Here is a 14,015-nt window from a genome sequence, read left to right on the forward strand (position 1 = left end):
TTGTTAGTAACCAGAATTTTGGGTAAGGTTGGGATTTGCGGCTAAACTTGCTTCAGGAATTGGAAATAGTTTTTTAGTCGCATCTATCGCAATCCCGTTGGGAGTATTTCCTTTCCAGGACCAGTTGTACACTCCGCCGGTATAGCGGTTAAAGCGTATAAGATCCTGTCGGCGATGTGCCTCCCAGTAAAGTTCCACCAAACGTTCGTTCAGAATTAGATCCAATGTAAGATCTGAAACACCAATACGCTGTGGGTTTTCTGCCCTTGTCCTCAAATCATTAATATATTCAACGGCCAAACTGGCTGAGCCACCTCCGCCACGAATTTGCGCTTCAGCATACATTAAATAAACATCTGCAAGCCTGAAAAGAGGAAAATCTGTATCTACAATTTCAGTCGCAGAGCCTGTTTCCCCGGTAGAAGTTCTATTGGACCATTTAGAAACAATATATCCCTGGTCTTTTTGAGAAACCTCAGTAATATTTATAGTTCTGTCTGCAAGGATTATGGTATTACGAGTATCCTCGTTGTAATTTCCATTCAACATGGTTTCAGAAAATTGTTGTGTAACTCTTAAAGCTCCACCCCAGCCACCTGCGGCAACACCAAAATTTTCACCATTCAGTTCTTTTGAACCCACCTGGCCGTTGATCGCTACGGTTGTTGGACCATAGTTCTGGGTGGTGATTCCGTCGGAAACCAGTGGAAAAATGATCTCATTCCGGGAAGCTCCCTGATCGTTATCTGCCTTAAATAAATTCAGGTATTCAGGGGCCAGGGAATAGCCTGAATTGATGATCTGCTCACAGAAACTTAGGCATTCTGAATAGCGTGCTTCCGTGGTGAACACCTCGGCATTAAGGTAAATTTTTGCCAGTAGCATCCAGGCAGCAGCTTTATCTGCCCGGGCATATTCATTTTGTAACGGATCTTTTAAATCAGGGATGATCGCTGTCAATTCAGATTCGATAAAATTGAATAATTCAGTCCTGTCATATTCAGGAGCCTGATAAGCACCCACCGGATCTGCTTCGGTTACAAAAGGTGCTTTTCCGAATAAATCCATCATATGGTAATAACTCAAAGCTCTAAGGAATCTTGCTTCAGCACGATAGACCTGAATATCTTCTCTTAACGACCCGTCAACGCCGCGGGAATCTAAAACGCTTTCTTCGGTTTGTCTTAAATATTCATTGGCAAACGCCACAGAGGTCATGGTTCTACCAAACATTCCGCGTAAGACCACATTGTCAGCAGCCCAGGTATTCCTGTTTAATTCCCGTAATCCGGGATCGTTTTCCCAGGACCAGATCGCTTCATCGGTGGTTAATTCCTGTAAATTCCATAATCCACGGCCATACTGGCTCGTTCCGGCATCAAGACCCTGAATATTTGAATTATCGGCACCATTCGTACCGGTTAAACTTAAATTTGCATAAACACCTGCAAGTCCTTCACGATACGCGCTGGGATCTGAATAGAAATCTGAATCCAGGAATGCATTTGGATCGCCAGGTTCTACGTCCAGATCTGAGGTACAGCCAATAAACAGCATCAAAATGCCGATTTTTGATAATGTGTTGAATATTTTCATAGTTAATTTTTTAAAGTCTAACATTTGCTCCAATTAAAAATGTGCGGGGACGCGGATAGAGTGTATTATCAATTCCGTTCTCAAAAACTTCAGGATCTAAACCCGAGTAATTTGTAATGGTAAAAACATTTTGAACTCCGGCAGAAATCCGAATTGAAGAACTTTCATTCCAGGTTTTGTCGAAAGTGTAGCCCAGGGTAATATTGTCCATTTTCAGGAAGGAAGCATTTTCGATATAATAATCTGAAAGGATCACATCTTCTGTAGTTGTAAATCCTGTTTCCAGTACTGTAACTGGAAGGTTGGAAACTACCGAGTTGTTCTGAAGTATATTGAACTGTGCTCTTGAAGAGTTCACATTGTTGTAAATATAATTGCCGAGGCTAGCCCTTAAATTGAAGGAAAGATCTATGTTTTTATAGTTCATATTTGAGAGGAAACCCATGGTTACATCAGCATTTCCGTTCTTATAGATATAGCGGTCATTTCCATTAATAATATTATCCCCGTTCAGGTCGGCATAACCACCTTCAATAGGCATTCCTTCTGCATTGTAAATCTGTTTATATACATAGAATGCATACGGGCTATAACCAATTCTATTAATTTGAGCGGTATTCCCGGTACCTCCGGAGATTCCCCCAACTAATTGGTCCTGATCAAGCGCAAGGCTTTCAATTTCGGTATCTATATAGGTCGCATTAAAATTAGCATTCCAGGAGAATCCCCCGGTGTCACTTTTAATAACATCTGCATTCACGGCAAATTCAAGTCCTTTCGAAGTAAAACTTCCCACATTCTGGAAACCGGCGTTGCTAAAATTGGAACCGTCTGAAATTGCCGCATTGGCAAGTAGATCGTCAGATTCTTTGTAAAAAGCTTCGATAGATCCTGAAATACGATCATTTAAAAATCCGTAGTCAAAACCAGCGTTATACGTGGTGGTTTCTTCCCATTTAAGATTTTCATTTCTAAACTGCGGAATTCCAATCTGGATCACTTCATTCCCAAACTGGTATTGAGAAGCCGGCTGTCCGGTTACATATTTCGCCAGAAACAGGTCTCCGTTGGACCTTCCAATATCCTGCTGACCGGTAATACCATAACCAACCCTTAATTTTAAAGTTGAAAAGGTTTCAGTATCGGGAAAAAAGTCTTCTTTTATTTTCCAGGCAAAGGCGGCTGCAGGGAAATTACCCCAACGATTTTCAGGACTAAATCTTGAAGTTCCATCCCTTCTATAAGAAAGGGTTAAAAGATATTTATTCTGGAAGTCAAAATTTGTCCTTCCGAAGAAACCAATAAGTACCAAATCGGTGTCTATATTCAAAATCGGTGCGCTATCGGGCTGATCGTTTAAAAGTTCTCCTGAAACATACTGGTTGCTCTCAAATCTCTGGTATGAATAACCGGCAGTGGCATCGATACCAAAGTCACCCAATTCTTTTTCATAAGCCAGGTAACCGTCAAAAAGCTTGTTCATCTGGTAATTTTCGTACGTAGATTCAGATCCCACAATACTTCCGTCTGGCTGAGTTACCGGGTTGAGACTGGAAATACTTACGAATCCGTCTGCCCTTTGTTCGTCATAACCAAGATTTATGACAGCGCTCAAATCTGGAAAAAAGTGAAAATTATAATCGAATTTTATATTTCCGAAGAAACGTTTTACATCGCTTCGGCTTTCATTCTGCAATAAATTCGCAACCGGGTTAAAAGGAGCCAGGGAAGTAAGGTCATTTTCATCTAAAACCCCGTCATCGTTGAGGTTGTAATATTGAAAATAACCGCCAAAAGGTGAATCTGCATCATAGACCGGCTGGGTGGGATCAAAAGTAATCGCATTACCTTCTTCACCTCCAGCAAACCGGTTTTCAGCATACGTGGCATTGGCATTCAAACTAATTTTCAAGTGATCATCAAATAATCTAGGATTCACCGTAAGGGCAGCATTATTTCTTTCAAATTGTGAAGTAAGTCGCAGTCCTTCCTGAAGCGTTCGGCCTATGGACAAGCGCATGGGGAGATTTTTAATAGGTGACCCGGAAACTGAAATATTCTGACTCGAAGTGAGACTTGTTCTGTAAATTTCGTCCTGCCAGTCGGTATTCGCTTCACCAAGCTGGGAAGAGAGTTCAGGTCTTCTTTCTGCCACCAAAGCTCTTAGTTCATCGCCGGTAAATACATCAATCTTATCGGTGAGCGTATTAATTCCAAACTGGGTATCAAAATTCACTTTAAGATTTTTACCACCTTGTTTTGTAGTAATTATAATAACACCATTAGAAGCCCTGGAGCCGTAAATTGCGGTGGCAGAGGCATCTTTTAGAACCGTAAAAGATTCAATATCACTGGGATTGATCGTACTCAAAACTGAGCGGGAACCACCAATAGTATTGTTGTCTACCGGCAAGCCATTAATAACGATCAACGGATCATTAGATGCGCCCAGGGACGCACCGCCACGAATCCTGATGGTAGATCCCGAACCGGGCGCTCCTCCTGTGTTAATACTTAAACCGGCAACCCTTCCGCTCAGGAGGTTTTCAGGAGTTACAATATTACCTCTATTAAAGTCTTCTTCCTGTACACTTGTTACTGCCCCGGTAGCATCTTTTACCGTAGTGGTCCCGTAGCCTATCACAACTACCTGATCCAGTTGGCCGGCGTCTTCTTCTAATGCCACATTAATAGTTTCATTATTTATTGTTCTTTCCTGTGTTTTGAAACCCAGAAATGAAAACTGGATTATAGCGCCAGACTCTGCCTGAACTTCGTAATTTCCATCGAAATCTGTAATGGCTCCCGTAGTGGTTCCTTTAACTATTACGTTTACCCCCGGCAGCGGATTTCCGGTTGAGGCTTCAGAAACCATTCCCGAAACTGTTATTTGCTGGGCAGAAGAAATAACAGGAATGAGTAATAAAAAGGCGGTGAACAATAATCCCCATTGACTGCCTGAATGTTTTTGTGATTTTATCTCCATAAGAGTGAATTGAAATTTCTAATTGTTAATGCTTTAATTAAAACCTTATTTAATTATTGAATAGTTGTATTCAATACCTTAAAATTCAGGATTCGTTAACATTTGCAATTAAAACGTTTTCGTAAGTCTTATGGGGGGAAATATTCGTTTTAAAGGGGGGAGAATTTCGTTTTTAAGCCTAATTAAACGGGGTGAGGTGAAATTTATAGATTTCTCAATAGCTTATACCTTAAATGTTTAGGCTGAATGCTATGAGGTTTACTTGGCGTAGTGAGAAGGATTCTTGCCGAATTTCTTTTTGAACAACTTGCTGAAATATTTTCTGTCTGAATATCCAATCCGGTAACATGCTTCTGAAACGGAAAAGCCTTTTTCAGCAATCAATTCTTTGGCCATTTTTAATTTGAAATCTCTAACAAATTCTATAAAAGTCATTCCGGTGATAGCTTTTATTTTTTTATAAACTACAGAATGACTCATGCCCATTTCTTTTGAGATGAAGTCTGCATTCAGCGATTCACCATCTATATTTTCCTGAATAACCTTTATCAATTTTTGAAGGAATTTTTCATCTAAGGAGTTTATGGCAAGATCTGATGGAAGAAGCGTTTGATCATTTTTAAATTTTTCCTGCAGTAGGTTTCGGTTTCGTAAAAGATTTTTAATCCTGATCATGAGCATTTCCTCATTAAAAGGCTTGGTGATATAAGCATCAGCGCCCGTTTCGTAACCTTCCATGCGTTGAATAGACGTTGCTCTCGCAGTGAGTAAAATAACAGGAATATGACTGGTCTCCGTAGAAGTCTTTAATTTTCGGGTTAGGCTCACACCATCCATGATGGGCATCATTATATCGCTAATAATAAGATCGGGCTGGTTTTGAGTGATTTCTTCAAGTGCTTCTTTTCCGTTTTCGACTTCAATGACCCTGCAGTAAGGTTTTAAAAGACCGGAAATATATTTTCTAATTTCCTTATTATCCTCCACAATCAATATAGATTCATCTTGCAGGCCGCTAAGAGAAGTATCAAAATCTTCTTCTCTAATTCCATCTTCCGGTTTTTGCTTTATAACATCAAAACCTGGTGTTTGCGTTTCTATAATTTGTTTCTTCTGAAAATGCTCTTTACCTTTTTTAAGTTTCAGAAGAAATGAACTGCCTTCATTTTTCTTGCTTTTTACGCTAATTGTTCCGTCATGCAGGTCTGCAATTTCCTTTGTAATAGAAAGACCAAGGCCAAAACCGGGTACATCAAAATCTTTTGGTTTTTTGCTTTGATAGAAGCGTTCGAAAATCTTCTCACGTTGTTTTTTGCCAATTCCAATCCCAGAATCCTGAACTTCCAGGAAAACTTCGCTTTCATTTTCTGTAATTTTCAGACTGATTTTTCCACCTTGCGGAGTGAATTTGAAAGCATTGGAAAGCAGATTATATAGAATCTTTTCCATTTGGTTTAGATCAAACCACAATTCAATTTCCGGGGAGGTACTTTCAAATTGAAAATCGATATTCTTATCCCTGGCACTTTCACTAAAAGAGAGAAAGATTTCTTCGCAATACGCCACAAAATTATCCCGTGAAACCTTCAATTTTATACTTTCCAGTTCCAGGTTTCTGAAGTCCAGTAATTCATTCACCAGTTGCAATAAATGGTTTCCATGTTTTTGTATGGTGCGAACCGGCGTGGTTTCTTTCTTTTCCACGAAAGAGGAACGTTCTATAAGTCGGTTTACTGCACCCAGCATTAGGGTTACTGGCGTTCTTATTTCATGGGAAATATTCGTGAAGAATTGTTGTTTTAGATTATACAATTCCGTGTCTTTTTCATGGGTCAGTTTTTCCAGGCGTAAGTTTGATTTTAGCTGTTCCCATGCGATAATATATTTTCTAAACAGGTAAAAAAGAAGGATTATTAGGAGTGCATAGATCACAAAAGCCCACCATTGCAAATAGAAAGGTTTCAGAATTTTCACATTTATAGAAGCATAATCCTTTCCCCATTCGTCCCAGGCTTCACGACTTTTAACCTTAAAAATATAATCACCGGGAGCCAGATTAGTAAAAGTAGCGGTCCTGTCTTTCCCGATATTTCGCCAGTCCTGATCGAAATTTTCCATTTTGATCGCATATTCGCAATTGTCTGAAAAAGGAAATTTCAAGGCTGCGAACTCAAACGTAATAACATCGGCGTTATGCTTAAGTGTCAAACGGTCTTCAAAAGCAATATCTTTCTTTAAAAACTCCCGTTGCCCTACGGGTAACTCTTTGTTGAATAATTTGAAGTTCGTGAGCACAAGCTTTGGAGGATGGCTGTCATAGGTTATTTTCTCCGGATCAAATCTTACAACGCCATTAATTCCGCCAAAATAAAGCAGGCCATTTTCGTCCTTAAAAGCTGAATTGATATGGAATTCCCCGGTCAAGCCTGGAAAATTTTGAAATGCTTCAGTTTCACGGTCAAATTTCCAGATTCCCTGCTTGGTACTGAACCATATATTTTGAGCGTCATCTTCGATAATTGCCGTTACGGTGGCATATCTTAAATTCTGAAAATTATCAAACCTTTCAAATTTTTCAGTTTTTGGATCAAAACGATTGATGCCCTCTCCTGATGTGCCAATCCATATTTTTTTTTCAGAATCTATCAGAAGAGAAAAAAGATTATTCCCGGAAATAGAATTTGGATCATTCTCCTGGTATTCAAAATGATCAAATTTGTCTTTTTCAATATCATATCTATCCAGCCCACCGCCGAAAGTCCCCAGCCATAATAAATTCCCATCCTTTTGAATGCTGATAACATTATCGCTATTTATCGTATTCTGATCATTTTCAGAAGCACGGAATTTTTTAAAGCTTTCAGTTTTCCGGTTAAAATAATTGAGTCCTCCGCCCCAGGTAGCAATCCAGAGATCTCCATTTTCTTCCGGGACAATATATCTAACATCGTTATAGCTTATGCTGCTGGTATCTTCTGAACGATGCATAAACCGGGTGAAACTGCCCGATTCCGGATTAAATTTGATAAGTCCGTTTGCAAAAGTTCCCAGCCATAGATCTTCAGAATTCTGGAATTCGGCAATATGCTGAATGTAATTGCCGCCTATATAATTTTTATTTTCCTTATTAAAATAGGAAACCCGGTTGTTTTCTGAATTGAAAATGGTGAGACCATTGCCATCAAGCCCCAAAAACAATTTATTATTTTGTTTGAATACGGAAAGTACCGGGGTGGGGTTTTCGCCCACGATATCACTAAAAAGAAGTTCGTAATTCTTATTATTTTCCAGCACATTGATGCCATTCCATGCCGTTCCAATCCACATGTTTTCTTCATCATCTTCCATAATCTCGTAAACTGCATTGCCAGAAAGGGATGAACGTAATTGGGAATTATAGAGGAAGTTCTGGATGACTGACTTTTCACCCGTATTTTCAATCTTAAAAAGACCATTCCCATCGGTGCCTATCCAAAGTGCTTTAGATTTATCCCGGCTAATCGCGCGAACGATATTTATCTCCTGGGAAACACCCAGGTCTTGTAAATAGTTAGAGAAATTATAGGTTTCAGTATTGAATAGTAGAAGTCCGTCGCCACCTGTCCCTAACAGAATATGCTCCTTATCCATTCCGAAAATTTTGTAGATGAAAGAAGTAAAATATTTTTCTGAAGGATGAATCCTTTCAAATTTTCTTTTAGATATATTGAATTTATTCAATCCACCCCCAAATGTTCCAATCCAGAGTGTTCCTTCTTTTTTCTGAAAAATACTGGTCACACTGTTGTGGCTTAAACTTTCAGGAGTATTATCGTGCCTGAAATTGTTGAATTTTCCTTTCTCTTCTAGGTATTCTGAAAGTCCGTTCTCGGTTCCCAGCCACAGATGTCCACTTTTATCTTCATAGATCACATTTACCTGGTTTGAGGCAATGCTATTTGGATTTTCTGAGTTCTTAAAAACCGTGAATGTATCCAGAACCGGGTCGTAAAGGTTGAGTCCGCCACCAAGCGTGGCGACCCATAGACGCTGCTTTCTGTCTATATATAAATCTGAAATGTCGTTGGAACTCAGACTGGAGTTTTGCTTGGAATAAATTTTAAAATCAAGGCCATCGTAACGGTTAATTCCGTTTTTGGTAGCGATCCACACAAACCCGTGCTGATCTTTAACAATGCTTGTAATACGACCATTAGATAAACCACTGGACTGATCGATATTTTTAAATTCCGGTTGAATCTGGGCAGATAGGGAAGCATAAAAAACAATGCATACCCAGAGTGCTAAAGATTTAAATTCCGGAAATATTCCAACCATCGAAAAACTTATTGAATTTATATTAAATGTATATATTACATTTAATATAGTAAAAGTAAGCAAATTTCAGGTAGGTGGTAAGTTAATGATCCTTGATGTGATATCATGGAATTTATTCATAGGCTTATACCTGAAATAGTAAACTAGAATACTTAAGTTCTGGAAGGATGAAAGCTATTTCAAACATCCTTTATCTTTATACACCCGGTCTCAGTAAAAAAGGGCTAATTTGTGAAAGTTTAATAATGCTGAATGTATAAGAACTACGTATCAAGAATTCTGTTTTATATCCTAATTTGGATCATCGCCCTGGCATTTTTTACATTTCTAAGGGAATTTGGGCAGGATGTGCTTAAAGATTATACATCTCTTAAAATCTTTCAGCAGATTGGGGTTCACCTAATTCTGGGAATATTCGCGGGAATTTTATTCGGGAGTATTCAAATTGTTTTCGAAAAATATATTTTTAAGAAAATAGCCTTTGGAGCTGCATTATTGGTAGGTTCCCTGGGATATTTACTGGCAATTTTTGCACTGCTGAGTTTAGCGATTTTCGTTTTTTCCGGAATCCTGGAAGAAGAACTGCATATAAATCTCTACAGGGAATTGTTGCTCTCAAAAGAAGTGGTGCCCATTATTGTGTATTGTTTTCTGGTAGCTTCTTTAATAAACTTTCTTTCTGAAGTCGATAAAAAATTTGGTCCCGGTAATTTGCGAAAGATGCTGAGTGGCAAGTTCTATAAACCTAAAGAGGAAGAGCGAATTTTTATGTTTCTGGATCTGAGATCCTCCACCAGCATTGCCGAAAGACTGGGGCATATTAGATATAGCGAACTAATCCAGGATTGTTTCAGGGACATTTCTATAGTTAAAAAATATAAGGCTGAAATTTATCAATACGTTGGTGATGAAGCCGTGCTTACCTGGGAAAAAGAAAAAGGTTTAAAGAATAACCGGTGTATTAAGACCTATTTGGCATTTCAGGAAAAGATCTATTCAAAGAGAAAATATTACTCAGAAAAATATGAGGTGGTTCCTGAATTTAAAGCCGGAATGCATATGGGTATTATTACCGTGGCTGAGGTAGGGGAATACAAAAGAGAGATCGCTTATCACGGCGACACTATCAATACTGCTTCCAGAATCCAGAATGAATGCAATATTTTAGGGAAAGATTTTCTTATTTCTGAAGATATTAAAAAGCAGCTTGGCTCTAAAGAGGGTTTCGATTTAAAATTTGAAGGAAATATTCAGCTTAAAGGCAAAACCGAAGCCATGAGAATTTATAGCCTGAACAGTGTGTAATTTTAATTTTCTTCCTGATTTCTTTACAATTTTACTTTATACTTTCAATACGTAGCCGCATATTTCAATTACCTTAAGAAATCTTCTTAACCTAGGTTAATCAAACAGGTTAAACTATTTATAATCAATTAGATTGCCGCTTCTTAGGCTTCAACTAATCGTATTTTTGTCTTCTAAATAAGTTTAATCTAAATTTTAAAATAATGGAAGATAATATCAAAGGAAAAGTTGTTGTGATAACTGGAGGAAGTAGCGGATTAGGTGAAGATACTGCGCGTCTTTTAGCTTCCAGAGGTGCAAAAGTGGTTATAGCTGCACGAAGAAAGGAAAAACTCGATGCTATTGCAGAAGATATTAAGAAAAATGGAGGGGAAGCTTTAGTAGTGAAAACCGATGTTACCAATAGAGGAGAGGTGAAAAATCTTATAGATACCGCCAAAAAAGAGTTTGGAAAAGTGGATGTTCTCATTAACAATGCCGGGCTAATGGCAATTGCTCCAATAGCCGAAGATAAAGTAGACGAATGGGATAAGATGATAGACATCAACGTAAAAGGGGTGTTGTACGGAATTTCTGCTGCATTGCCCGTTTTTCAGGAACAGGGACATGGTCACTTTATTAATCTGTCTTCAGTTGCGGGAATTAAAGTATTTAGTCCAGGAGGAACTGTATATAGCGGAACAAAATATGCGGTAAGAGCAATTTCTGAAGGTTTACGTCACGAAGTTGGTGGAAATATTAGAACTACCACAATAGAACCTGGAGCTATAGATTCTGAATTAAAATTTGGAAGTAGCCATGATGAAAGTTCAGAAAATGTAAAAGAATTTTACAAGCAGGCTATTCCCGGGGATTCTATTGCCAGAGCTATTGCCTACGCAATTGAGCAGCCGAATGATGTAGATGTAAATGAAATAGTAATTAGACCTACCGTTCAGGAGTTCTAGGTTTATAGATATTTGATTAGTCAATAAAAAAAGTCCTTCAGAGTTTTCTGAAGGACTTTTTTTAGCGGTCATTGCGAGGAACGAAGCAATCTGCAAATCACCGGTATCAAACAGGAGATTGCTTCACTTCTCCCGACAGCTCGGGACGCAATGCCATATAGGTGTTACTTTTTGGACGACTTCTTTTATAATGGATAAATCCAGTATTACTGAAGAACCGCTGCTCTATCGGTTTTTGCCTTATAATCGATATAGCCTTTTGCTCCACCAGAATAGAAAGTGTCTTCATCCCAGGAATCGAGTTCAATATCCTGAGCGAATCTTTCAGCCAGATCTGGATTAGAGATAAATGGTTTTCCGAAGGCAACAAGATCTGCATCGCCATCTTTAATTACATTATTTCCTTTTTGCTGATCAAAATTGCTGTTGATCATTAAAGTTCCGTTGTAAACAGGACGATAGCGTTTAGCGATATCTGTTTCAGCAAAAGAAATTTCAGAAACATCGTTAAATGGTTCAGAAAGGTGCAGGTATGAAAGATCATACTCATTTAGCTTCTTAATGATATAATCGAACGTAGGAATGGTTTCTTCATCCATCGTCATACCAAATAATCCGTGCATGGAAGGATTTAGACGAATTCCGATACGATTTTCAGGCATTACTTCTTTCACTGCATCAAGAACCTCAAAAAGGATCTTCGCCCTGTTTTCTATAGAACCGCCATATTCATCATTTCTATGATTGGAAGTTGCATTAAAAAATTGATGGAAAAGATATCCGTTAGAAGAATGTATTTCAACTCCGTCAAATCCTGCTTCCATAGAATTTTTTGCCGCTTGCTTAAAATCTGCGATGGTTTGTTTGATATCTTCAGTAGTCATCTCTCTTGGTGCTACTGTATCTTTAAAACCTTCCGGCGTAAAAGATTTCGCATTGGGGTTGATAGGAGATGGCGCCAATGGCAATTCACCAGTGTGAAAGTCGGGATGCGACATTCTTCCTACATGCCATAACTGAATAAAAATTTTCCCATCGGCATCATGCACCGCAGAGGTCACTTCTTTCCAGCCTTCAATCTGATCTTTTGTATGAATTCCGGGAGTATTGATATAACCCACGGCATCCTCAGAAATCTGAGAACCTTCTGAAATGATCAAACCAGCGCTTGCTCGTTGCTTATAATATTCCGCATGTAGTTCACGGGTAGGTTTTTTCTCAGGGTTATCGGCGCGACCACGTGTCATGGGTGCCATGATCACGCGATTTTTTAATTCTAAATCGCCTAATTTATAAGATTTTAAAAGTGCTTGTGTACTCATGTTTTTAATTCTAAAAATTGAATACAAAAATACCGGATAAACGTCTTTTAAAAATTGATCTAGGTTAACCCGAATCGTTAAAGCTTGTTAAGCATTAAAGAGATTTTCTTATCCGGCTAAGGCTTTCCGGAGTGATGCCCAGATAATTGGCAATATGGTAATTGGGGACACGTTTTTCTATAGAAGGATAGGTAGCACAGAAATCCAGATAACGTTCCCGGGCATCCAATTGTAAGCTGGACAAGATCCGGCTTCTCAATGCTACAAAGGCGTTGGTAGTTTTAATTCTGAAAAATCTTTCAAACTTAGGAATACGCTCATAAAGTGGTTCCAGAATTTCTTTTTTAATACCCAGCAGATAGGAATCTTCAATCGCTTCAATATGCAGTGAAGCAGGCTCATCCTTAAAAAAGGCTTCAAAATCACTAATCCACCAGTCTTCCACCGCAAACTGGAGAATATGCTTATTTCCTTTTTTGTCCAGATAATAAGCTTTTAGGCAGCCTTTTACCACATAATACTCATACAAAACCTCTTTTCCCGGTTCTATAAGAAATTCTTTAGCTGAAACTTTTTTCTCCACTAGCAGACTGTGAAATTCTTCCAGCTCGCTTGAATTTAGCTGGATATCCCTTTGTATGTGTGCCGTTATTTTTTGAAACATCTTTATTTGAACCTGGTTCCGGGTTAAAATTACATATAATATGTTTCAATTTGATGATTCTGCCAGTCTCAATTAACTCCAGGAGGGCAGAATTGCTAGAAATTATCAGGTTTTAAAAAATTAAAAGAATTCCAGATATACATAGCAGTCCCAGGATTACCTTCTTTAAAATATTCTCATTCAATTTCATATAAACTTTTTTTCCGAGGAAAATAGCCAGGATGAAAAAAGGGAGTACAAAGAGTGAATTGTAAAGCTGGTTCAGGGTTAATATTCCTCCAATTGCCAGTGCCGGAATTCGAACTAAGGTCACTAAGCCCAGTACCCCGAACATGGTAGCTCTAAAAGTGCGTACATCTGGAGTAGCGTTTTTAACGATCATCACATACAGCGGTCCTCCGGTAGAAAAAACTCCTGAAAAGAAACCACCTAAAAAACCAAAGGTATATTTCATTTTGGGACCTAATTGTAGCTCTTTTTTGGGTCTTAAACTATTTAATACAAAAAGGATAATAAATACTCCTAAAGCTTTTTTTAATAAGATGGGTTTAGCGTAGATGAGTAAAATAATTCCAGCCACCACTCCCACCAGTGAGGAAATGGCTAGTTTCTTTAACAGCAGCTTATCTATGTTATTTCTTTCTTTATAAACGTAGTAGGGTGTTGAAATAAAGTAGAAAATGGAAAGGTAGGCGATGGCGCTGGGTAAAGGCATTACCATAAGCAAAAAGGGTAGGGCAATCAGGGCTCCGGCGAAACCAATAATAGTCTGAATAAAAAATCCGACGAATATTCCGAAAATCAATAATAAAAGCATCATATCCATTCTACAAAAGTACCTGCCTGTTGTAATTTTATAAAATCGATTCCATGGAATT

8 protein-coding genes are annotated in these 14,015 nt (G+C 38.4%); 2 read left to right on the forward strand and 6 right to left on the reverse strand.

The genetic code is table 11. From position 1 onward, the window contains the following. Positions 1-3: 3 nt before the first annotated feature. From GFO_RS00160 to GFO_RS00170, 3 genes are all read right to left on the reverse strand, one after another. Complete coding sequence (locus GFO_RS00160; protein ID WP_083830822.1) at positions 4-1,596, reverse strand: RagB/SusD family nutrient uptake outer membrane protein; 1,593 nt, start codon at positions 1,594-1,596, stop codon at positions 4-6. A gap of 10 nt (positions 1,597-1,606) precedes the next feature. Beyond that, a complete protein-coding gene (locus GFO_RS00165; RefSeq protein WP_011707964.1) occupies positions 1,607-4,582 on the reverse strand; it encodes a SusC/RagA family TonB-linked outer membrane protein in 2,976 nt (991 codons plus the stop codon). Positions 4,583-4,840: 258 nt separating this feature from the next. After that, positions 4,841-8,899 carry a hybrid sensor histidine kinase/response regulator transcription factor gene (locus tag GFO_RS00170; RefSeq protein ID WP_011707965.1) on the reverse strand — a complete coding sequence of 1,353 codons (4,059 nt, stop codon included), beginning with the start codon at positions 8,897-8,899 and terminating at the stop codon, positions 4,841-4,843. Positions 8,900-9,151: 252 nt separating this feature from the next. Between GFO_RS00170 and GFO_RS00180 the strand changes: the two genes are divergently transcribed. Then, the gene (locus GFO_RS00180) at positions 9,152-10,204 is read left to right on the forward strand and encodes an adenylate/guanylate cyclase domain-containing protein (RefSeq protein ID WP_011707966.1); all 1,053 of its coding nucleotides are present in this window, start codon (positions 9,152-9,154) and stop codon (positions 10,202-10,204) included. Between the two features lie 203 nt (positions 10,205-10,407). Further along, positions 10,408-11,151, forward strand: coding sequence for an SDR family oxidoreductase (locus GFO_RS00185; RefSeq protein ID WP_011707967.1), 744 nt, complete (start codon positions 10,408-10,410; stop codon positions 11,149-11,151). A gap of 206 nt (positions 11,152-11,357) precedes the next feature. On the opposite strand, the gene GFO_RS00190 is transcribed toward GFO_RS00185, so the two are convergent. The 3 genes from GFO_RS00190 to GFO_RS00200 all read right to left on the reverse strand — a co-directional run bounded on the left by GFO_RS00190 (position 11,358) and on the right by GFO_RS00200 (position 13,957). After that, entirely contained in the window at positions 11,358-12,473 is a 1,116-nt protein-coding gene (locus GFO_RS00190) for an alkene reductase (RefSeq protein WP_011707968.1), read from the reverse strand. A 94-nt stretch (positions 12,474-12,567) separates the two neighbouring features. Next, positions 12,568-13,137: a Crp/Fnr family transcriptional regulator gene (locus GFO_RS00195; RefSeq protein ID WP_011707969.1), complete on the reverse strand. Its 570-nt coding sequence runs from the start codon at positions 13,135-13,137 to the stop codon at positions 12,568-12,570. 112 nt (positions 13,138-13,249) lie between these two features. Next, positions 13,250-13,957 carry a sulfite exporter TauE/SafE family protein gene (locus GFO_RS00200; protein WP_308420141.1) on the reverse strand — a complete coding sequence of 236 codons (708 nt, stop codon included), beginning with the start codon at positions 13,955-13,957 and terminating at the stop codon, positions 13,250-13,252. Positions 13,958-14,015: the final 58 nt, after the last annotated feature.

Source organism: Christiangramia forsetii KT0803 (assembly GCF_000060345.1).
GTDB classification, from domain to species: Bacteria; Bacteroidota; Bacteroidia; order Flavobacteriales; family Flavobacteriaceae; genus Christiangramia; species Christiangramia forsetii.

Coding starts and splice junctions, on each gene's coding strand:
- GFO_RS00160 (WP_083830822.1), bottom strand. CDS start 1,596: ATGAAAATATTCAACACATTATCAAAAATCGGCATTTTGATGCTGTTT.
- GFO_RS00165 (WP_011707964.1), bottom strand. CDS start 4,582: ATGGAGATAAAATCACAAAAACATTCAGGCAGTCAATGGGGATTATTG.
- GFO_RS00170 (WP_011707965.1), bottom strand. CDS start 8,899: ATGGTTGGAATATTTCCGGAATTTAAATCTTTAGCACTCTGGGTATGC.
- GFO_RS00180 (WP_011707966.1), top strand. CDS start 9,152: ATGTATAAGAACTACGTATCAAGAATTCTGTTTTATATCCTAATTTGG.
- GFO_RS00185 (WP_011707967.1), top strand. CDS start 10,408: ATGGAAGATAATATCAAAGGAAAAGTTGTTGTGATAACTGGAGGAAGT.
- GFO_RS00190 (WP_011707968.1), bottom strand. CDS start 12,473: ATGAGTACACAAGCACTTTTAAAATCTTATAAATTAGGCGATTTAGAA.
- GFO_RS00195 (WP_011707969.1), bottom strand. CDS start 13,137: ATGTTTCAAAAAATAACGGCACACATACAAAGGGATATCCAGCTAAAT.
- GFO_RS00200 (WP_308420141.1), bottom strand. CDS start 13,957: ATGATGCTTTTATTATTGATTTTCGGAATATTCGTCGGATTTTTTATT.